This is a genomic window from Algoriphagus terrigena DSM 22685, assembly GCF_000429445.1.
GTDB lineage: Bacteria > Bacteroidota > Bacteroidia > Cytophagales > Cyclobacteriaceae > Algoriphagus > Algoriphagus terrigena.
This window is the reverse complement of sequence record NZ_AUBW01000004.1, coordinates 309,510-332,001: the sequence shown is the minus strand read 5'-3', so window position 1 is coordinate 332,001 and position 22,492 is coordinate 309,510. Positions and strand designations below refer to the sequence as shown.

Annotated in this window: 13 protein-coding genes; 5 read left to right on the top strand and 8 right to left on the bottom strand. The window is 49.5% G+C overall.

Annotated features, from left to right (window positions below):
- Positions 1-154 precede the first annotated feature (154 nt).
- The 4 genes from G459_RS0103860 to G459_RS0103840 all read left to right on the top strand — a co-directional run bounded on the left by G459_RS0103860 (position 155) and on the right by G459_RS0103840 (position 6,336).
- Entirely contained in the window at positions 155-1,741 is a 1,587-nt protein-coding gene (locus G459_RS0103860; protein ID WP_026966465.1) for a M14 family metallopeptidase, read from the top strand.
- Between the two features lie 12 nt (positions 1,742-1,753).
- Positions 1,754-3,493: a M14 family metallopeptidase gene (locus tag G459_RS0103855; protein WP_026966464.1), complete on the top strand. Its 1,740-nt coding sequence runs from the start codon at positions 1,754-1,756 to the stop codon at positions 3,491-3,493.
- A 284-nt stretch (positions 3,494-3,777) separates the two neighbouring features.
- Positions 3,778-5,205: an AAA family ATPase gene (locus tag G459_RS0103845; RefSeq protein ID WP_035455094.1), complete on the top strand. Its 1,428-nt coding sequence runs from the start codon at positions 3,778-3,780 to the stop codon at positions 5,203-5,205.
- A gap of 144 nt (positions 5,206-5,349) precedes the next feature.
- The gene (locus tag G459_RS0103840; protein WP_084454333.1) at positions 5,350-6,336 is read left to right on the top strand and encodes an SAM-dependent methyltransferase; all 987 of its coding nucleotides are present in this window, start codon (positions 5,350-5,352) and stop codon (positions 6,334-6,336) included.
- A gap of 280 nt (positions 6,337-6,616) precedes the next feature.
- On the opposite strand, the gene G459_RS0103835 is transcribed toward G459_RS0103840, so the two are convergent.
- The 3 genes from G459_RS0103835 to G459_RS0103825 all read right to left on the bottom strand — a co-directional run bounded on the left by G459_RS0103835 (position 6,617) and on the right by G459_RS0103825 (position 12,365).
- Complete coding sequence (locus tag G459_RS0103835; protein WP_026966461.1) at positions 6,617-8,794, bottom strand: DUF5916 domain-containing protein; 2,178 nt, start codon at positions 8,792-8,794, stop codon at positions 6,617-6,619.
- 69 nt (positions 8,795-8,863) lie between these two features.
- Positions 8,864-11,254 (bottom strand): TonB-dependent receptor, encoded by a 2,391-nt coding sequence (locus tag G459_RS0103830; protein ID WP_026966460.1) that lies wholly within the window; start codon positions 11,252-11,254, stop codon positions 8,864-8,866.
- A 154-nt stretch (positions 11,255-11,408) separates the two neighbouring features.
- Positions 11,409-12,365, bottom strand: coding sequence for a calcium/sodium antiporter (locus G459_RS0103825; protein ID WP_026966459.1), 957 nt, complete (start codon positions 12,363-12,365; stop codon positions 11,409-11,411).
- A gap of 253 nt (positions 12,366-12,618) precedes the next feature.
- Between G459_RS0103825 and G459_RS28790 the strand changes: the two genes are divergently transcribed.
- Positions 12,619-13,194, top strand: a complete 576-nt coding sequence (locus G459_RS28790) for a DsrE family protein (protein WP_051315051.1) — start codon at positions 12,619-12,621, stop codon at positions 13,192-13,194.
- 67 nt (positions 13,195-13,261) lie between these two features.
- On the opposite strand, the gene G459_RS0103815 is transcribed toward G459_RS28790, so the two are convergent.
- The 5 genes from G459_RS0103815 to G459_RS0103790 all read right to left on the bottom strand — a co-directional run bounded on the left by G459_RS0103815 (position 13,262) and on the right by G459_RS0103790 (position 22,480).
- Positions 13,262-14,770: a flotillin family protein gene (locus G459_RS0103815; RefSeq protein WP_026966458.1), complete on the bottom strand. Its 1,509-nt coding sequence runs from the start codon at positions 14,768-14,770 to the stop codon at positions 13,262-13,264.
- Positions 14,771-14,784: 14 nt separating this feature from the next.
- Positions 14,785-15,333: an NfeD family protein gene (locus tag G459_RS0103810; RefSeq protein ID WP_245588119.1), complete on the bottom strand. Its 549-nt coding sequence runs from the start codon at positions 15,331-15,333 to the stop codon at positions 14,785-14,787.
- Between the two features lie 229 nt (positions 15,334-15,562).
- Positions 15,563-18,484: a S9 family peptidase gene (locus G459_RS0103800; protein ID WP_026966456.1), complete on the bottom strand. Its 2,922-nt coding sequence runs from the start codon at positions 18,482-18,484 to the stop codon at positions 15,563-15,565.
- A 144-nt stretch (positions 18,485-18,628) separates the two neighbouring features.
- Positions 18,629-20,332 carry an amidohydrolase gene (locus tag G459_RS0103795; protein ID WP_026966455.1) on the bottom strand — a complete coding sequence of 568 codons (1,704 nt, stop codon included), beginning with the start codon at positions 20,330-20,332 and terminating at the stop codon, positions 18,629-18,631.
- Positions 20,333-20,395: 63 nt separating this feature from the next.
- Entirely contained in the window at positions 20,396-22,480 is a 2,085-nt protein-coding gene (locus G459_RS0103790) for an FG-GAP-like repeat-containing protein (protein WP_026966454.1), read from the bottom strand.
- Positions 22,481-22,492 lie beyond the last annotated feature (12 nt).

Sequence of the window (22,492 nt, the reverse complement as noted above, 5' to 3'; positions counted from 1 at the left end):
CTAAATCTGAATCCACGCCGCTTGTCCAACGCGGTATCCGCTTGAGGCTGATTTCTTTTTCCAAAAAAATCCAGCCTTAAAGTCTTACCTTTTTTCGCTAAACTTCCCTACAGTTTTCAATCCATTTGTTCAGTAAAAACCCGAACCATTCCTTATGAGAAAATTCTTACTCACAGGACTGTTGTTGGGGAGTTTGATTTGCGGCAATGCCTTTGCGCAAGCAGACTATCCCACAGGCAGTCAGATCACCCAAAGGCTCCAAAAACTCGGCGGCAACGCCTCCGTAGAGCTGAAATCACTCACCAAGACAGCTGGTGGCAAAGACATCTACGTACTCAAGATAGGCAGCGGTGCCAAAGATGAGAAACCAGCAATCGCCGTAGTCGGTGGTGTCGAGGGATTTCATGTCTTGAGCGTCGAGCTGGTGCTGCAGTTTGCTGAAAAGCTCGTGACCGAAAATGCCGCCGCGCTGGAGAAGACGACGTTTTACATCTTTCCCAACATGTCGCCGGATGCCTATGAGCAGTACCACGCTGCACTGAAGTATGAGCGCCGCGGCAATGCCGTATCCATGGATCATGACCGTGACGGCAAAGCTGGCGAAAGCGGCTACTCCGATCTCAATGGAGACGGGATGATCACTTGGATGCGTGTCGAAGACCCGATGGGAGACTGGATCGCTTCCATAGAAGACGAACGGGTGCTGGTCAAAGCTGATCGGGCTAAAGGGGAAGCGGGGAAATACAGCCTCTACAAGGAAAGCAAGGATGATGACAAAGACGGCAAATTCGCAGAGGATCTGAAGGAAGGTGTGGCCTTCAATAAGTCTCTGACTTACAAGTTTCCGGTTTTTGAGCCTTTCGCTGGCGACTTGGCGGTGTCTCAGGCGGAAAGCCGGGCGATGCTCGACTACCTGTTTGAGCAGTGGAATATCTTTGCATTCGTCACTTTCTCCCCTTCCAACAACCTCTCGAGTCCCCTAAAATACAGCGCGGGAGATGCCAAGAAGCGCGTGGTCACTTCCATCTTGGAAAAAGACCAGGCGATCAACGCGATGGTTTCGGAGATTTATAATGAGACAGTTCCAGCAAAAGCTTTTCAGCAAACCAATCAGGGAACGGACGGCGACTTCTTCCAGTGGGCTTACTTCCATTTTGCCCGATTAAGCTTCTCGACGCCGGGCTATTGGACGCCTGAGTTCAAGGGAAAAACCAACGCCGAGGCCAATTTGCTCGCTTGGTCAGATTCTTTGGGGCAAGAGTCTTTCGTGCCCTGGACTGAGGTGAAGCATCCGGATTTTCCCAACCAAAAAGTAGAAGTGGGCGGTATCAAGCCATTTTTGACCACCAATCCAGCTTTCGACAAAGTTGATTCGATCGCCATCGCGCAAACGACTTTTATCCTAAAACTGGCCGAAATCCAGCCGAAATTGGAGTTTCACAACCTCAAGACCGAATCTTTGGGAAATGGACTGACCAGGGTGACGGTTGATCTGTACAACAATTCACCGCTTCCGACCCATTCGGAGATGGGCGCCAGATCCCGCTGGCTGAGAAAAATCCGGATAGATTTGGACGCTTCCGCGGACAAGATCGTCTCCGGTGACAAGATCAAATTGGTGGATTCAATAGATGCATTTGGAAAGGAAACTTTCAGTTGGATCGTCCGAGGGACTGGATCGGTGACGATCAAAGCCGGAGCTGCCCACGCAGGATTTGCCACTCAAACTGTAAAACTCTAAGCCATGAATACTATGAAAACCAAAAATCTGATTGTAGCCCTGGCTTTGGGAGCAAGTAGTTTGTTTGCAATAGATGCCCATGGCCAGCAGGAAAATTACTTCCGCGCCATCGGTTCGCCGCATAAACCAAAAGTCGAAATCGCTTGGAACCGCTATTACAGCGCCGAAGGACTTTGGGACTGGATGAAAAAAATCGCCGCTGCACATCCCGATTTGGCCAAGGTCGAGTCTATCGGTAAGTCTGTGGAAGGCCGGGAAATCCTGACCTTGACGATCACGGATTTTTCCGCAGGAAAAGACACCGATAAGCCAGCCATGTGGATCGACGGAAACATCCACTCCAATGAGGTTCAAGGGGGCGAATTTTCGCTCTACGTGGCGTGGTACCTGACCGAGATGCACGCTGACAACGAGTTTGTGAAGCAGTTGCTGAAGGACAAGACCTTCTACATCACGCCGACGATTAATCCTGACGCCAGAAACAACTTTTTCAAAGAGCCAAACACGGCCAACTCTCCGAGATCAGGCATGCTGGTCCTGGATAACGACGGAGATGGGCAGAACGGGGAAGACATGATGGATGATCTCGACGGCGATGGTAACATCACGATGATGATCCGTCAGTCTCCGACCGGTAGGTTTATCAAAGATCCGTTGGATCCGCGCAAACTGATCGCTGTGGGGCCAAATCAGGTCGGCGCCTACGAAATGCTCGGTCAGGAAGGAACGGATAACGACGGCGACGGCCAAGTCAATGACGATGGCATTGGCTACTATGATCCCAACCGGGATTGGGGATGGAACTGGCAGCCGGACTACATCCAAAGAGGTGCGCTGAAATATCCATTTACCCTGCCGGAAAACCGCTCGGTAATGGAATTTGTGATGAAGCATCCGAATATTGCGGGGGCGCAGAGTTTCCACAATTCAGGCGGGATGATCCTTCGTGGGCCAGGCGCCGAGGAGGATTTGAATACATACAACCAAAATGACATCCGGATCTATGACGCGATCGCCAAGAAAGGTGAAGAGATGATTCCCGGCTATCGCTATCTGACGGTTTACAAGGATCTATATTCTGTGTTTGGCGGGGAGTTGGACTGGTTCTATGGCAACCGCGGTGTCTTCACGTATTCCAACGAACTGATGGTTTCCTACCTGTATTTTCATCAACAATCCGGCGGAAGAGGCGCCCAGGATGAACAATACAAGGTGGACGAACTACTGACTTTTGGAGATGCGTTTGTCAACTGGAAGGAGTTTTCGCATCCACAATTCGGGGCGGTAGAGATCGGTGGGTTTAAGAAGACCTTTGGTCGCGCTCACCCTGGATTCTTGCTGGAACAGGATGCGCATCGAAACGCTGCCTTCTCAATCTATCACGCCTATCACACTCCGAAGCTTTCGGTCAGGGATGTGAAAGAGGAGGATCTCGGAGGAGGATTGAAGTCGATCACAGCGACGATCTTCAACGAGCGGATGATGCCGACCCACGCCAGCCAAGACTTGAAATACAAGATCGAGCGTCCAGACTACGTGACGATTTCCGGGGCCAAAGTGGTAGCTGGATTTATCGTAGAGGATGCGGATATGAAGAAGTTCAGCGAGCAAAAAAACTCTCCTGACCGCATCGCTGTCGAAAATATTCCCGGCATGAGTGCGGTGAAAGTGAAGTGGATTGTGTCTTCTGGTTCCGGATACAGCATCACGGTAGACTCTGCTAAAGGCGGCAAAGCCAGCTGGAAGAAGTAATCGAATAGGATCTGTTCAGTCCAACAATCCCGCTGAGATTTCTCAGCGGGTTTTTTTTGAAGTTTGACAGAGGTGTAGGCGGTAGCCTTAATTGATCTTGTGATTGGAGAATCTAAAATCAGAGCTTTTGCAGCCAAAACATTGGAAATATTATTAAAACTGGCTGCAAATGAATTTGGTTGCAGCCAGAAACGGATATTTATATCAATTTCTGGCTGCAAAATATTTTATTTACAGCCAAAAAGAGTATTTTTAATATAGTTTTGGCTGTAATCAAATAAATTATGGAAAATCCAAATCTGATCGGGCGAAAGAAACCAAAGGAGCGATTCCAGAAATTGTTGGAAAGCAAGAAGTCTGAGTTTCTGGCAGTGTACGGACGGAGACGGGTCGGAAAGACCTATCTTATCAAGGAATATTTTAGCTATCAGTTTGATTTTTTTATCACTGGAATGGCTAACGCGACTACCGCGCAGCAACTTTTCAATTTCGATACGGAGATGAATCGGCAGTCAAATCTTGTTTTCGATTCCCCTTCGGCGAATTGGCTGGAGGCTGTCCAACGTTTGCGGGAGCATTTGGAAAGTAAAAAGAAAGAGGGAAAACTAGTCATTTTCATAGACGAACTGCCATGGATGCATACGCATGGCTCTGATTTTTTGATGGCTTTGGAGCATTTTTGGAATGCGTGGGCCACGCATCGCAAGGACGTTTTGCTGATAGTATGCGGTTCTGCCGCTTCCTGGATGCTGACCGAAGTCATCAACAGCACCGGAGGTCTTCACAATAGGGTCACTGGCCAAATGAAAATTGAACCCTTTACTTTAGGGGAAGCTGAGGAACTGTTGAAATCAAACAACTGTCACCTCGATCGGTACCAACTCATCCAGCTGTACATGTGTATGGGTGGAGTGCCTTACTATTTGGATGCGGTGGAACCTGGGAAAAGTGCTGCTCAAAATATCCAGGATGTGTTTTTTGAGAAAAGTGGCCTGCTTCGCAATGAGTTTCACAACCTTTATCGGGCGCTGTTCAAGCGACACGAAGTGTATGAAAAGGTTGTGGAGGTGCTTTCGACCAAACCCTACGGGATGGCAAGAAATGATGTCATCAAATCTTCCGGATTGCAGTCAGGTGGAACCTTGAGCAAAGTGTTGATCGATCTGGAGGAAAGTGGATTCATCACTTCATATCCGGCATTGGACAGAAAGAATAAAAACACTATTTACCGTCTTTCAGACTATTTTACGGCTTTTTACTTCCGCTTTCTTCAGAAGCCCCAAGGAAGTGACTGGCTTCAGTTGATCGATCAGCCCACACATCGGGCTTGGCAAGGATTTACTTTTGAGCAGGTATGCCTGGATCACGTCCCTCAAATCAAAAAAGCCTTGGGGATAAGCGGGATACAAGCTGAGCAAGCGGCCTGGCGAGGTGCTACTGAAGACAAAGGAGCCCAGATCGACCTACTCATCGACCGGCGGGATCATGTCATCACGATCTGTGAATGCAAATTTCCCTTGGACACTTATACCATTAACAAGGAATATGCGGATCAGTTGAGGGCAAAGCTCTCCGTTTTCAAAGAAGTTTCAAAAACCAAAAAGGCGGTTCATCTGGCATTTGTAAGCAGCTATGGTTTGCATCACAATTCCTATAGCGACCTGCTGGTGCAAAACCAGGTGACGATGGATGCCTTGTTTGATGAAGTTTGAGCGGATATATATTTGAGTTTGGACTGAAATTGTCCTGAGTGGATTCCTTCGCAGTATTTTATTTTTCCATCGGAAAGAGTACATTGGTAGAACTCTGATTTTCAAATTTTTAACAATCCTTTCCAAATTTCAATCAACCTTCGTATGGAACAAACCGAAATCAACAAAGAACTACTAACCAAGAAATGGAGTGGATCGAGTGTCAGTGAGCGTGAAGGTCAGGCCTGGGACAAGAAAAAGGAGATGGACTTCACCTATACCAACATTGACAAGTTTATCCGAAGCAGTCTGGGTGAAAATGCCGTGTTCAGTAATGCGATGTACGAAGGCGATTTTTCCCTCACACTCGAAGAAGCCCAGCGGAGAAAGCATGAATTTGTCGCGAAGGATTTGGGGATCAAGAAAGGAAGCCGGGTGCTGGACTTGGGATGTGGCTGGGGAGGCTGGCTCAAATACCTGAGAGATGTGGTCGGGGCGGATGGGATCGGCGTCAACCTATCCGATGGCCAGGTGAATGCCTGCCGGGAAAACGGCCTCAATGCCTACATCAAAGATGCGAGGTTCGTGAAGCCGGAAGATTTTGGGACATTCGATGCCGTGACTGCTTTTGGAAGCTTTGAGCATGTCTCGTCTGTCAAAGACTACTTGGAAGGCAGGCAAGATGAGGTGTATGAAGACTATTTCCGTCATGTGGCCAACCTGCTTAAACCCGGCGGAAAGTTCTACATGCAAACCATGACTTTCGAAAAGAATGTGATGCCATTTGATCAGATTGACATCAATGCGCCAAAAGATTCCGACAGCTATTTTCTGGCGCTTTTGCTCAAGCATAACCCTGATTCTTGGGTGCCTTATGGCTATGAGCATGTCGTACGTACGGCCAGCCCATTCTTCAAAAACACCTACTACAGCGATGGAAGGTTGGATTATGTGAAAACCAACCGGGAGTGGACGAAGCTTTTCTATAAGTTTAGCTGGTCAAAATACCTGTGGTTTGCGTCGCTGGTTCCGAAGTTATTCACCGACAAAGAATTCAGACACCAACTTGCCATCCTCCGCGTGCGTCCTAACAGGGTCTGCTTCGAAAGAGAGATCATGGGGCATGCTAGATTGGTTTTTGAGAAGCTTTAATAATTATCCGCAGCGAAGTCAGTAACGCTTTAATTGAAATGAGCTGGAGGAATAAAACCCTTGGAGTCGTGAAGACTTCAAGGGTTTTTGCTTTTCAAACCTAAGCCCCAATCCAGATAGTCTCCGGAATGGATGGTTTGAGGTTAAGATTTCGGCAGCGGTGGTTCTCTCATATCTAAATCTGGATTGGTGTAAGGCGGCTGGTCAGCTATGGAAAGGGGACTTTCTTGCTTTGCAAAGAATCGGAAATGATGAATTGTACCCAATAGCGCTGCGCTTCTTAAATATTCCACCAATACGTGAATTTCAGCACCAGTGATCTGTTTTTCACATTGAAAGGGTCCGGCAGGTAGTTGTCGGTATAGACCAGATAGATGTCCGAGGCTGGCTTGAATCGCCACTGAAAGCGGGTGTTCAAGTTGATGTTGTCGATCTGCTCATTGTACTGGACAAAGGCTGTGAAGAACAACGTATTGGTCATCGTGACGTCTATCCTCGGGCCGATCAAGAGGTAATCTGTGGTGCCCCAAGGCTCGGAAAGCACGATCTTGTTGTAAGTCGTACTCAGTGCGAGACTCACATAGGGCTGAAAGCGATAACCCAAATCTGTCGTCAGCGTGTACAATTCCCCGTCAGCGTAATAGCCTCCGAGTCTGGTCGTAAAGCCGTAAGTAAATACACTTTGCGGTTTGGAGATGTACTCGGTTCTCCAGCTGAATGCATAGTGATCGGATCCCACGGGAAGTTTCTCATTGCCGGAATTGGTCGGGTCAAAAGGGGCCTGAAGCTTCACAAAGTCGTAAATCAGATAACTTGAAAGGTTGCTCTGGCTTCGGAAGCGGACGTTATAAGAGATGAAAGAGTTGTTGTCGGTGTGAACACCCTTCGTGTTGTAGAAAAGAGTCATGCTCGCATCAGGCCCGTGACTGAGGATTTTTTGACTTTTCGGAAACCAACGATAGCCAACAAAAGGATTGACTTTGTAGAAACCCCGGCGTGGGACATAACCGACTTCGGCGGTGTAGTTTTCGGACACATACTCGTGTTGCCAGCTCCAGGTCAGGTTTCCGGCGGTGTATTTGAGGTTGGCGGCATGGACGAAGCCATTGCCGGAATTGTCCGGAGCGAAGCTTTGGAGCATCATGGCCTTGCCAGTCCAGATGTTGTTGGCCGAAGCAAGATTATATTCCAGTCCGACGTTTCTGTTGAACTGGGAGTAGACTGGGTTTTCTGAAGTCGTGTCGGGATTGTAGTTGAGAGACTGCTTGTTGACAAAGATCGCCCCGATGTTGGATCTCGCGCCGACCTGCCGCTGGAGGGCCATCACGGTGAAGTTTTGGGAAGGTAAAGCGGTCTCTTCGACATCACCGGTCTGCATGTTCATCGCGCCGATTCGCCAATCTTTGTTAATCTTACCACTTAGCCTCGCCCCAAATTGGATTGGGGCATTCAGCCCGATTCTCCTGGAGAAAAAAGGCCTGATCGTCGTGTATCCGAAACCCGCGAACAGGTCCCCATTTTCCAGGAAAAACTGCCTTCGCTCGGGGAAGAACAGCTCAAAACGGTCCAGATTCGTCACTTGTCGATCAACTTCTACCTGGGAAAAATCTGGATTTACGGTCAGATCCAAATTGAGCGAGGAGGTCAGGGAGATCTTTGCATCTACGCCGACTTCGCCACGGGTATCTGTTGAACCTCCGTTTTGAAAGTCTTTGCTCACGCCACCCAGAGCATAGGGAATGATTGAGATATTTGCTCCGGCATCTGGCGGAGAATTGTCCCAGACGAGTGTGCCAGTGTAAGCCAAGGAGGCGGATGGAAATTGACGAGGGACCGGTGCCCAGCCGGATTTTTCAGTGGTCTTCAGATCAAGTCTGGAAAAGTTGATGCCCCACTCGGTGATCCCTTTTTTGTAGCGAATGGACTTGAAAGGAATTGAAGCTTCGAAAACCCACTTGTCTTCGTAGTTTTTGACTTTAGATGTCCACTTGTTGTCCCAGCTGAGGTCGACCGAACCGCCGTTGTACATCTGTCCGTCCCACTGCGCGCCGGCCGCATTCGCGCCGAAGGAAAACCCATTGGTGAGATCATCGAAGGGGTCCATGAAGAGGAGGAAGTTGTCATTTTTTCCGAAAGAAAAATCTCTTCGCAAGGACTCCACCATGTACGGACCTTCCATCGCGTGATGGTTGACCACGATCAAGTACAGATTTTCGTCGTCGTAGCTCATACGCACATCTGTCTTCACCCGTGCAAAGCTGGTATCCATCGGCGTGATCATGAAAAAATCGGTCGCCACGTCTGCTTCTTCCCAGGCTTTTTCATCTAAAACACCATCAATCAGGATCGGCGAACTCGCTTTTTGGATGGTCAATCGGTATCCCGCATTGATTTTTTGTGCGGAAAGCGTGCAGGCCAGCCCGAGAAACAGAAGGGAAAAAAGAAGGGCTGAACGCATGGGTGGAATTACGCTTTCGGAGTCAAAGAAAACCAGTCAAGAATCGGATGGCCTGGGCTACAAGATAGACTATTGCTTGATCCTGTAGGCAAAAGTCAAGTTGGTTTGTCTTCGCAGCATTTGCGATTCGCCTTCGGTGAAGAAGTTGTATCCTTCGGAGATGAAGCGGTTGATACGTGAATTGAAGATGTCCGTGACATTCAGGACGAGCGTTCCCCGGTCTTCGAGAATCCGCTTGCTGGCGGACAGATCCATGAAGAAGATCCCTTTTCTGAAGCCCTGAGCGGTTTTTTGCTTCGCGTCGTAGTTGGCACGGACTTGAATGTCCCAACCTTTGCCAAAGGTAAATCTGGAAGTCTGGCGGAAGAGCCAAGAGTAGGTTTTTCTCAGTTCGGTTTGTCCGATGTTACTGGCGTCGATTCGGGCATGGAAGAAGTTGGCGTTGAAGTCCAGCTTCCACCAATCCTTGATGCGATAGTCCCCGCTGAACTCAACACCGACGGACTCTTCGCCGGTCAGATTGTAAGGAGCGGTCACCGAAAATCCGTCTTCGTTGACTTGGCGGATCCGCTCGATCTTGTCCACGGTATTTCTGAAATAGACGGTGGAAAATAGGGTCGCTTTGTCGAAGTATTTAATATACCCCAACTCAAAGGCGTCGGTGTATTCGGGATTCAGATCGGGATTGCCGCTGAAGAAGTTCCGCTGATCTGAGAAGGTCACATACGGGCTCAGATCGTTGTAGACAGGCCTTCTGATCCTTCGGCTGTAGCTCAGCTGCAAGGCATTTTCCTCGGAGACATTATAGGTCAGATGTGCTGATGGGAAGAAATTAAGATAGTCCCGCGGGTTGTCTTCGTTGGTTTCGACAAGGATAGTCTCTACGTCCGTGTGCTCGGCGCGAAGGCCACCTTGGTAGCTCCATTTCCCGGTTTCGTTGCCGACGATGGCATAGGCCGCCAGGATGTTTTCATTGTACAAGAAGATGTTGTCCAAGCCCGGAATGGTCACGAAGTCGCCCGATTCGTCCTCCTCCTGCACCAGGTAGTCGTTTTCCATCTCTCTGAAGCTAGTTCTGAGACCGGTTTCTATCTTTCCCTTGGTAGCAAAAGGCTTGACGTAGTCCATCTGGAGCAAATACTGGTTTTCGTATTCGTCGTTGAGGGACGTCTGGACGAGGTCTTCAGCCGGCTCGGGTGTGCCTTCGGGAGTGAATGAACTTTGGGTAAAGAGCTGATTGGATCTTTCCCAATAGTTGAGATAGGTGAATGATGCCGTGAACTCGTGGCCTTTCTGGGCAAAAGTGCGCTTGTAGTTGAGGATTGCTTCCTTGTTTGGTTCGTCTTCAGTCTCGTCTTGGCGACGGAGTGAATAGCCCAAGTAGTTATCAAAGCTATTGAGGTAGTCGTTGTATCTGATATCTGTAATCCGGTGCGCATCGCTTCTTCTCCAAAGGTACGAAGCGGTCAGGATGCTGTTTTCGTTGAAATAATAATCCAAGCCACCCCGCAGGTTGTTGTTCAATCCAGTGACGGTGGAGGAGTTGTTTTGGCTCAGGATCGACGTTGTCCCGTCTTCATTGTACACCTCCTGATAGAGTTCGCTCACGCCCGGTTGCTCACGGTAAGACAAGCCGTAGTTGACAAACCAGTTGATCCGGTTGTGGCGGTAGTTGAGATTGGCGGTGAATCCTGTATTCAGCGGGTATCCGGCGATGACTTCGAATGACCCGTTAAATCCCTGCTTGCTGTCTTTTTTAAGGATGATGTTGATGACGCCGGCCATGCCTTCTGCCTCGTATCGTGCCGACGGATTGGTGATGACTTCCACACGCTCGACCATGTTTGCCGGAAGCTGACGGAGCCCGGCGCTTCCCTTGAAGCTTACGAGGCCGGAAGGCTTGCCGTCGATCAGAATCCGGACGTTAGACGAACCACGCAGGCGGACATTTCCATCCGGATCCACGGCCACGGAAGGCAAGTTCATCAAGATGTCAGAAGCATTACCGCCAGCATTGGCGAGGTCTTTTCCCACATTGAAAATCCGCTTGTCGAGCGATAGCTCCATGACCGTCTTTTCGCCCTGAACTACCACTTCATTGAGATCGGAAGCGGTCGTGGAAAGCTCCGTTTGGCCTAGATCCAGGTTTTGTTCCTCTCTGGAGAGTGTGAAAACTTTTGTTTTTTGGGATTCAAAACCCATAAACTCGATCAAAGCGTAGAATTTCCCGAAAGGGAGATCCACGGAGTATTTGCCATTTTCGTCAGAAATGCCGCCGCCGACCAAGCTGTCTTTTTCAGTATAAACCCCGATTGTCGAAAAAGGGAGCGGCTCAGAATTGGATTGGTCGAGGATTGTCCCTCTGATTTTGCCTTTGTTTTGCTGCGCAAAAGAGCATGTAGCAGCAAACAGGCAGAATAGAATCGAAAGAACAAAAAGGTTTTTTTGGGTAAAAGGCATGATAGGTTTGGGTTATTGGGGCAAATCAAAAATTAATTCGAGATCACCGTTGGAAATTTAGAATGAATCCAAGTTTGGAGCACGCTTAATTTGACAAATGGCAAAAAAAATGGTTTCCGCTGTGGAAACCATTTGATTTTGAGTGTGGTATCGTTTAGAGTTCCGCGCTCACCAGATAGCCGGTGTACCCGAGATATACGACCAACAGTAGTATTGCTTCCCAGCGGTCCAATCGGTGTCGCTTGCCGGTAAACATCGCTAAAAAGAGAAAAATCGTGCCGCCTGCCAAAATGTACAAGTCGGTATTGAAACTCGCATTGTAGGCCAAGGGGCGAATCAATCCGCTGACTCCCAAGATGAGAAAGATGTTGAAGATGTTTGATCCAATGATGTTTCCGATGGCGATATCAGTGTTTTTGCGCATGGCTGCCACCACGGAAGTGGCGAGTTCTGGCAGGGAAGTACCCGCAGCGACGATCGTGAGTCCGATGATTTTTTCACTGACTCCCAAGGACTGAGCCATGGCGACGGCATTGTCTACGACGAGTTTCCCGCCGCCGACCAATCCAGCCAGTCCGAGGAATATCAGAACCCATATCTTCAGAGTGGAGTAGTCTTTCACCTCGAGGATCTCAGCGCTGGGATCGGTTTTGAGCTGAGTGGCCACGTAGTAGAGGAATACCAAGAAGAGACCCAGAAGTATCGCCGCATCCAGTCTGGATAGTCCCTCGGAATTGCCGATGAGATAGTTGTTGGCTAGGAAAAAAATCAGGATGGCTGCGAAAAGCGAGTAGGGAATTTCTTTCCAGACGGTGCTGGACTGCACCGAAAGCGGAATGATCAATCCGGAAATTCCCAAGATAATGAACAGGTTGAAGTTGTTGGATCCGATGATGTTGCCAAAGACAATGTCAGGATAGTTGCCAGATGCGGCGACGGCATTGACGACCAGTTCTGGGGCAGAGGTACCGAAGGCCACGATGGTCAATCCGATGGCCAAGTCAGAGACATTTTTCTTTTTTGCCAAAACGGAGGCGCCATCCACGAGCCAGTCCGCACCTTTGACTAACAGCACCAAGCCGACTAAAAGAAGAGCAATTTGAATGATCATAAAGTGTATATGTTCAGGATTTGGTAGGTTTTTCTCTCAAAATTCTTCAAAAGTAGCCCTAAAAATGGTGCCCAGAGGGCTTCAATGAGGGAATATTTTTTTAATAACGGATAAAGGATTAAAGAGATGGGTAGTTCATCAAGTCCAGTCAACGGGACAAAACCGATATTTCTCACAGCTGAGCGAAAGGGCAGCGATCTGATTGTCAGAATTTATTTTGTACTTGGAGTATCAATCCAACCTAACAGACCTTATGAAAAACCTTTTGTTCTTTTTTAGTTTCCTGCTGATCTCGAACCTCGGGATGGCCCAAATGACCATGCCCGCTCACATCAAGGAAAAGATGACGTATCCGGTCTTGGATTTTGCGCCGTGGGTGGGAGTGGTGCCGATTTCCAATGCAGTGATGCCTTATGATCCGAGTCTGACTTACAAGATTGCGATCGATGTGTACGGCAGCTTAAAGGACTCCACCAAGATCCATGAACCCTTTACCGAAATTGCCCGGACCTACAATCTTTTCATTGCCAACGGCGTGCCCGCTGACAAAATCAAGATTGCAGCGGTCATTCATGGGGGGCTTTCCAAGGCTGTGGTCAACAATGAGGCCTACCGAAAGAAATATGGCGTCGATAACCCGACCCTTCTGGCTCTTCAGGAGTTGAAAAAAGTCGGCGTCGAATTTTATCTCTGTGGCCAAAGCATGTCTTTTCTACAGATTCTACAAGAAGATGTCACTCCTGAAGTGAAATTGGCTCTTTCGGCCAAGACCACGTTCGTCGCGCTGGATCAGATGGGCTACAGCTTCTTGGATGTGAGTGGAAACTAGCGAGTCAAGGAAATCTATATCAAGGAAAAAGCCCCAAAAACATCGCGTTTTTGGGGCTTTTTCTTTTCTAGTCAATTTTTGTAGGCTCGTCTAGCTTTGGTAGCGTTCCGGGATCTTCCCCTTTGAGATAGGTCGGAAGATTAAGCCCGGCCATGTTGAAGAGGTCATTGAGCGGAGGGACGGTTTTCATCATGCCCGAGACGAAGTTGGCTGTGGAGTTATTTCCATTTTCGCCTTGTCCGGAATCCCATACCGTGATCTTGTCGATCTTGATGTTTTTGACAGCTTCCACCTGTGTTTTGACCAGTTCCGGCAGCTTCTCGATCAATAGGAGCTGGAAGGCTTTGGTCGGATCACCCCCTGCAGCGCTGACCACCTCGCGATAGCCTTCTGCCTGCTTGGTCAGGATTTCGTAGAGACCCTTTGCCTCGGCTTCCATCTTGGCAAAGATCGCGTCCGCTTCTCCTTTTGCCTGCTCACGGATTCGTTCTGCCTCAGCCTGAGCTTCGATGATTGCTCGTTGCTTGGCGATTTGGGCAGGGATTACGATGTTGGCGTTTTGGGTAGAGCGCTCTCTTTCCGCGCGGGCGGTTTCGGCTTTTTGCTCGGCTAGGTAGGCTTCTTCCAGCGCTCTGGCTTGTTGGACTTTTTCGGAGGCGAGGGCGGTTCTCAGAGCTTCCGCTTCTTTCTCTCTTCGAAGGGCGTCCGACTGTGCGATGGAGATTTTTGCTTCATTTTCCCCTCTGATCGCTATTGCGTTTGCTTCGGAGGTCTTGACACGTGTGTCCCGCTGGGCTTCTGCTTTTCCAATACTTTCTTCTTTTTGTGCCAGGGCTATACTCACTTCCCGATCCTTGAGAGTCACGGCGATTTTCACGTCCCGTTCCCGCTGGGTGTCGGCGATTTGCACATCTTTTTCCCGGTCGGCCAGGGCCTTTCCGGTTTCCCCGATTTTCTCCTGCTCAGCTACAGAGATTTTGGCTTCGTTGATGGCCTTTGCTGCAGCTTCTTTGCCCAATGCCTCGATGTAACCTGACTCATCTTTGATGTCGGTGACGTTGACGTTGATCAACTTCAAGCCGATCTTCTTCAGTTCGGTATCTACGTTTTTCGAGATATTGTCCAAAAATTTGTCCCGATCGGAGTTGATTTCTTCGATGGTCATCGTGGCAATCACCAGACGCAGCTGACCAAAAAGGATGTCCTTTGCCAACTCCTGAATCTGCTCGTGAACTAATCCCAGCAAACGCTCGGCAGCGGTATTCATCGTATCTGCATCGGTGGAGATTGCGATGGTAAATCGGCAAGGCACATCCACGCGGATGTTTTGCTTGGAGAGTGCATTGGTCAGGTTGGCGTCAATGGAGATGGGCTTCAGGTCCAGAAAAGCATAGTCCTGGATTACCGGCCAGATGAATGCGCCTCCTCCGTGGATACAGTTGGCAGAGGTGCCACCGGTTTTGCCATAGATGACGAGGATTTTGTCCGAAGGACACCGCTTGTATCTGGAGATCAGCGCGATGATCGTCACAAAGACCACAAAGGCTCCTGCCAGGATGAGAATTAAAGGATCCATAAAAGAAATAGAGGTTAGATTTTTTCGACGATTAAGAGGTTTCCTCCTTCGATTCCGATCACCTTGACAGCGGCACCTGTTTCGATTCGCTCTGAGAGAGAGATTGCGCTGAGTTCCTTTTGCGAACCCTTCACGCTGATGGAGATTTTGCCCGCGCCTTCTTTATGGCCCGGAACGGATAGGTAAACAGTACCCGATTTGTGTAGCGTGTCCTCGAGCTTAAAGGTGTTGTTTTCGGCCAGTTTGACGATCTGCTTGATGATGAAAAAGAACAACCACACAAAGCCCAAGCCCACGCAGGTGGCAATCATGAGTAGAAGTGTGTAACTGCCGATGGAGTGGTAAAAGGTAATCGCGGTCCAGCTGAAGCCCAACAGGAAATTGATCAGATTGCGCAGTGTGAAGAGCTGAAAAGGCGCCTCGGCTCCCTCCAAGTTTCCGTCAAAATCTGCGTTGATCCCATCTCCAGAATCAGAGCCTATGAAGGTCAAGATCGTCTGAAGGAGGAAGATCAGCGAGGTAGGTAGGGCGATGTACCAAAGCGCCCGAAGCGAGGGTTCCATTTCTGCCAAAAATTCCATATCGGGATCCTTTAGTTAAGTAGCCTGTAATTGTAAAGCAGTATATCCTTAATTTTTAAGAATAGCAAAACCACTAGCTATCGCGTTGTGATTTTCCGTATGATCGAGTGACTGAGGATGGTTTTTTAAAAAAAAAATCCCCCGATTTTTTCGCTCGGGGGATTTCTTATCGGCCATAAGGCACCTCACTCTTTATCTGCTATTCATCAAATCAGAATGCCCGCTCGTCCAAGTGATCTCCCAACTGGAGTCTCGGAACCCCCTTGGTCATCCAGTCCGGAGCAGCTTCACCTTTCAGATGGTGGTCAAAGAATTCCATCATCCGCACGGAATAGTCTTTTCGGTTTTCAATTTTCCCCAAACCATGGTTTTCACCAAGGTATTGAACCATAATGACCGGTTTTTTCAACCTGCGGAGTGCGTTGTAGTATTCTACGCCTTGAGTGAAATCCACCGCTCCGTCTTTGTCATTGTGGAGCAACAGGAGCGGAGTTTGGACGTTTTTCACATGATAGATCGGGCTGTTTCGCTCATAGGCTTCCCAATTTTCCCAAGGGGCTCCACGGAATCTTCCCTGAGAAGCCTCGAAGATGGACATGTTTCCACCGCCTGAATTCCAGTAGATCAAATCATACATGGAGATCATGTTGGTCAGCGGGGCTCCGGCAGCCGCAGCCTTGAACCGGTTGGTCTGAGTGATCAGGAAAGAGGTCTGATAACCTCCCCAGCTGTGTCCGTGGATGCCCATCTTGCCTTCGTCGATCACGCCGGTTTTGAGCGCGGCGTCTACGGCGGGAAGTACCGCCCAGACGGCAGACATGCCTGGATCGTCCATCTTGTACACGATATCCGGGATCAAAACCGCGTAGCCGTTGCTGGTGTACAAGGAAGGATTCCATCCGGTGCCACCGTAGCCTGGATTAGCCCAGCTGTGTAGCGTCTGGGAAAGCTTCTCGTAATAGTAGATGACGGTCGGGTACTTTTGACCCTCCACATAGTTAGCGGGAAGGAAGAGAGCCGCCTGCAGCGAGTCTCCTTTGTCAGTCACGTAGTCCACCAATTTTGCACCGGATGACCATGCGAATTTCCCGGCGTCGGGAGCATTCTCGGTGACCTTTTTGGCATTGGCCAAGGTGGCGTCAGCCAAATAAACCTGGGTCGGCTCGTTGGATTTCTCTTTTGTAAAGGTGTAAGTCTCTGCTTTTTCGGCTTTTCCAAGTCCAGAGATCATCGCGTCTTCCCAGAGTAAGACTTTCGCTCCCGGAGCCAGTCCGCCTTTTTTAGCGGGAGTCAAAGTTGCAATCCCACTTTTCTTGGTGTTTTCACCATAGAGCCGGATGTAGTTCGTTTTGCTCAGGTCGATGCCCTTTTCCTCCGGATCCAGTATGAATCGGTATTGGTAGCGGATCTTTTCTGCTCTGCCGTTTTGGGTCAGGTTGACCGCGCTTTCTTTTCCTACCAAGGGAATCTGCCAAATATCCCACTCATCCCGAAGCAGCACATATTTGCTGTCGCTGCTCCAGCCCAACGGGCTCATGAGTGGTTTGGTCACGTTGTGATCATCCTCCGTGTCGACAAAAGTTACCGGAAGCCCTTCAGTGAGGTTGGTGTGGGTCTTGGCCACGATGTCATAGACGTAGAAGTGGCCGTCTTTGCCATAGAGCAGCTTCGTGCCGTCCGTCGAAGGTCGCGGATATGACCCGAAAGAAGGCTGATAGAAATTCTCAAAAAGTGATGTTTTCGCCCCGGACTTCAAGTCTAGGATGTAAAAATCCCGATAGGATTGCCCATCCAGATTGCCTTGCAGCTCATACTTTTGGATATCAGAGCCCAATGCGTACAGTTGATGTGGCAAGATGCCCAAGTCCCTCATTGTGCTGTCCTGAAGTGCGACATGCTTCTTGGACACGATGTCGTACATGGCGCGGAAGCTGAAGTTTTTGTCCATGTTTTCCAGCACCTGTTGGCGGGACTGGAGTCTGCTGTCATTCCAATGCCAGATGGTCATTTCGGGCTTTTTGGACTCATTTTTCTTGGCAGCGGCTTTGGCGGTATCCAGCTTGGCGATGGCTTTTTGAAGGTCAGAGATCGATTTGATCGTGGTGTCGGCCATGATCTTGGTGAGTTTCTCCGAATCGGCCAATGCCAGAGAGTCTTTGTTGACTTCTTTCTTTGGAGTTTCTTTTTCTGCCAAGACCAGCGGATGGATGCCGTAGAAAATCCTCGTCAGGTCATCACTCCACTCCGGCTTGCGGTTGGGGCTGATGGTGTATTTCTGATCGAATCCTGTCGAATCTTTGGCAGGCTCGTAAAGTGTCACCTGCGGGTTAGAGAGGTTTTTTACGCCTAGCACAGTTCCGAGTTCTTGCTTGTACTTTTTGTCTTTTTTTAGCTTCAGCGCAGCAAAGGCGTCACCCTTTTCTGTCCAGCCGATGCTCTGATACCCTGCTTCGTCTGAGTCCAACACTTGCGTGGAGTTGTTGGCCAAAGTCAGGAGGTAAAGGCCATTCCCTTGGGAATTGGCAGCATCCACGGTGTAGGCGACATGCGTTCCGGCCTTGTTGACGGCGTGCTCCCGGACATTGCCGAGGTTTTGGGCTTTGCCGGACGCGAGATGGTAGATCAGTAGATCCGATCCTTTGATATCGGCATTTCCTTCCTTGGGCAGATTGATGATGAGGTGGGAGGAAGCATCGGCGTTGAAGCTGAATCCGCCTGCGTTTTCGAAAGCCTTCTTGTCGTCGGTTCCAAGCTTTATCAAGTGAACTTTTTCCTTCAGAGGTTTGCCCTTGGACTTCTCGTTGGCCTGTTTTTCTGAGAACTTTGGAGACTCCTTAAAGGCGAGCCACTGGCCGTTTTCACTGAATTCAAAGCTTGGGAAATTGGTGTTTCCAATTGGAAAGGTCTTTTTGCTGTCCGGGTCGGAGACTTTCTGTAAAATCAGCTCTCCGTCGGCTTCGAGACCGATGATGCCGTAGGCGAGCCATTGGCCATCCGGAGAAAGCTTGAAGCTGCCGTTGGGCATGTATTTCCAGGTGGCGACATCCTTCCAGGACATGGGTTTGGTGTCCTGGGCTTGAGCTACCAGTGTAGCCAGGCAAAACAGCCAAATTAGGAGTAACGATTTTCTCATGAGTTAAAAGTTTATTGGGGAGGGAAAATAGGGAAAAAACACGAAGTCTACGGTTGCTAGTTGTTCAGCCTTGCTTGGAGTAACCTAATGGCAAAGACCTTCGAGGTTTCGTTAAAACCTCAAAGGTCGGTGAACTGCCTACCGCTACTGAGCGCTGTAAACGATTTTTCCTCCGACTACCGTCATCGTGACTTTGGTTTGCAAGATGTCATTCTCAGGAATCTCCATGATATTTTTGTCAAAAACGGTGAAATCAGCAGCTTTTCCCACCTCGATGGAACCTTTGAAATCTTCTTCAAATTCGGCAAAAGCGCCATCCAAGGTGTAGGATTTCAAGGCCTGCTCACGGGTCATTTTTTGATCGCCTTCATATCCGCCTTCCGGTAAGCCTTGCAGGGTTTTGCGAGTTACGGAAGCATAAAAAGATGGAATCGGATCGACTGGTTCGACGGGAGCATCAGTTCCGTTGGTGACAATTGCGCCGGTCTTGATGAGACTTTGCCATACATAGGCGCCGTCGATGATGCGTTTTTCTCCCAATCTATCAATCGCCCAGGGACGATCCGAACTCAAGTGAATCGCCTGCATTGCGGCAATTACGCCCAGCTCACCAAATCTTGGGATGTCATCCGGGTGGATATGCTGCGCATGCTCAATGCGGAAACGGAGGTTTTTGGAGTCTGGAAATTTGCCAAAAGCTGTCTCATATCGATCCAAAATCTCCTGATTGGCGCGGTCGCCAATGGCGTGAGAGCAAACCTGAAAACCTGCCGGAATGGCTTTTTCCGAAACTTCCGATACGACTGACATCGGCAAAGTCTCATGGCCACGATGCCCCGGACGATCTGAATAATCCTCCAAAAGCCAAGCTCCGCGGGAACCCAAGGCTCCGTCACAATTGAGCTTGATGGCGCGGACGGTCAGCATGTGATCCGCTGTGTCGATCATCGGACCTTTTTGATACCATTCTTCCAAAAGTGCCGGCTGCGTGCCGGTCAGCATCACATACTGGCGAACGGTCAGCTTGTCTTCATCCTTGAATTTTTGAATCAGATCGATGGTGCTTTGGGGTGCTCCCGCATCGTGAAAGCTGGTGATGCCTTTCTCGTTGAGTTCTTTCAGCGCTAAAGTCAAGGCTTCTGCAGCCCGCTCCGGCGTCTCGGCCGGGATCAATCTTGAAACCAGGCCGGAGGCTTTTTCAGCAAGGATTCCGGTTGGGTTGCCGAGGTCATCGACGAGGATCTCACCGCCCGTCACTTCTGTGGGTCTTTCTCCTTTTAAATTGCTGATTCCTGCCAGTTCGAGCGCTTTTTGGTTTACAAAAGAAGCGTGACCTGAAGCGTGGGCAAGATAGACCGGATTGTCGGGTGTGACTGCACTGAGGGCTTCGTGCGTCGGGAATCCCTGGACAGTTTCCTTCGGCATTTCGATCCATTTGTCCTGATGCCAGCCACGGCCCGTGATCCAGTCACCAGGCTTTGCTTTGGCGGCGGCCTCAGCCACTTTTGCGACCAGCTCGTCGTAGGTTTTGACATACATGAGGTCGAGCTCCAGCTTGTTGTAGCCAATTCCCATCAGGTGAGCGTGGGATTCGATCAAGCCGGGAGTCATGGTCTTGCCCTGAAGGTCGATCACCTCTGTGGCTTCGCCGACATAGCCTTGGATTTCCGCAGAGGTGCCGACTGCGAGAATCAGCCCGTCTTTGACTGCGACTGCTTCGACTTTTGGATTTCCGTCGTCAACCGTGTACACGATTCCATTGAGGTAAACCTGATCGGCGGGATTTTCAGGGCCTTTGGTACAGGCGAAAAGCAAGGCGACAAGGCCTAGGAAGTAAAGTGATCTCATGAGCTTCGGTTTATTGACCGAAACTACCGGTTTTCCTTCAGAGGTACAAAACCGGTCCTGTAATCAGCGAATGAGGATTTTTTTGGTCAAAACCTCCCGGTTTTCCGACTCCAATTGTAGAATGTAAACGCCGGGGCTGAGGGTTTGGGCTTGGATTTCCACCACCTGATTGGCGGGGATTTCAATTTCTTCCAGGATGATTTGTCCCAAAGTGGAGATCAAGCGTCCGGTAGCAGGAAAATTGGAAACTACAGAAAAAGGTCCTGACGTTGGATTGGGGTAGATTTTGGTCTGAAATCCGTCAGCATCCGGCTGGTCCGAAGAAGCGGACTTGAGATAAAGAATCCCTCCGCCCCGACTGCCCAAGATCAAGTCCACCTGACTGCCGAGGGCAGGATTGACGGTCGTGATCCAGGTATTTCTTCCCAGTTGTAGAGTGAGGTTTTGATCTCCGATTTTAACCAATACTTCTTCGCGGGTTTCTGAATTCATAAAATCCTGAATCAGGAAAATCCTTCCGGTCTGATCTGCGGAATAGAGATCGGGTTTGTCACCCAAAGTGACCGCTACGCTGAGATTTCGATTCGCTGGATTGTCTTGGAAATCGAGAAAATTGGCTGTTTTCAGCGTTGCATTGAGGTTTTTCAGATCTACTTCGTACAGTGTCAGACTTCCGTTTTGCGCAGCGACGAGCAAGTGGTCTTTTCCTTCAAAAGGAAAGAAAGTCAACTGATCGCCAACCCGGAGCGTCAATCCTGCCAAGGAAAATTCAGCCAGATTCGCGCCTTGGACTCGATAGATTATCGGAGTTGGAACGCTGTTTAGCGTTTTGGTACCCGAAGCCAGTTGAAAATGCGGACCCTGGCGGCTGGTGTAGTCGATGAGCTGAATGTCCAACAAGCCGAGGGAAGAAAGTCCTAGAAAATCGGTATCGAAGAGTGTGAAGGTCTCGCCGGAAAACCCTAATCGCGTGGCCTGACCGAGGACGTCGGTGCTGGTCTTTAGATTGGATGCCAGCCACAATTCGCCTGAAAGGGAATTTCCCTGAAAGAGCGGGCGCACATTTTCTCCCAAATCAAACAGTTGGTCCTGGAGAATCGGACTCGACCCGCTTCCATTTGCGTCCATCGTAGCCACCGAATGAGCGAAATCGATGCCGTAATTCGCCGAGGCTTCGTTGGTGTTCAGACTGATTACGAGTTGCTCATCAATCAGCTGTCCGATATGGAATCTCGGGAAGTTGGGAAGCTCGCCGAAGGAAGGTAAGCTGGTAGAAAATTCGGTGAATTTGGGTTGGTCGGAAGTACCCGAGTTTGGCAGAAAATAGAGCGTGTTGCACTCGTCACGGCCCAGAAGCAAGTCAGGAATGCCGTCTCCTGAAAAATCCCGATACAGGATGCTATGACCCCCAGCGTGTAGGATTCGGTCATTTTCGTCAGGGTTTATTCTAAAATCGATCGGGCTTTCGTCGCATCGTTTGCCAAAGGCAAAGTCGCCACAGCCACAGAAAACGAAGTCCCCCCAGTAGTCCACCGGAAAAGCAAAACCATCGATATCCGGCGTTCCCTTTCTCTCCACGGAAGTGTTGCGGAAAAACTCTAAAAAGTCCCCTTGGGCAAAATTGAAAAGCACCAGATCCAGATCTCCGTCGCCGTCGAGGTCCTGAAGCAGCGGCGTGTCCAGATTATTTGCGGGGATGTTGTTGGCACCATCCAGTTTGAGGAAGTTTTGCGCCAAAGTCCAAGAGATTTGGCTGCCTTGGGAGGTGTTTCGATATGCCCTGATGCCGAGCGGTGTGGAGGTGAAGAGATCCTTTTTGCCGTCCCCATCAAAGTCGACCAAAACCAGAAAGCCGCTGACTTCCGCTGGGAAATAGTAGGCCAATTCGGGTAGAATCTGAAAGCTTTCACCTTCTTTGGCGAAGACTTGAAGCTGTCCGGAATTTATGTCCCAGATCACCCATTCTTCCTTTCCGTCCCCGGTCAGGTCGATGGTTTGGATCTGGGCAGAGTTGATTCCCTGAGAAAAGGGAATGGAGACGGGACCGCCGTTGACTTGAATTGATTTTTCCGAATCCAGCTTGAAAACCGCCTGAGAAAAGGCTTGGGAGAAAATCAGCGTAAAAAGTAGCGTAAGGGTTTTGGACATGGAAGGTGGATC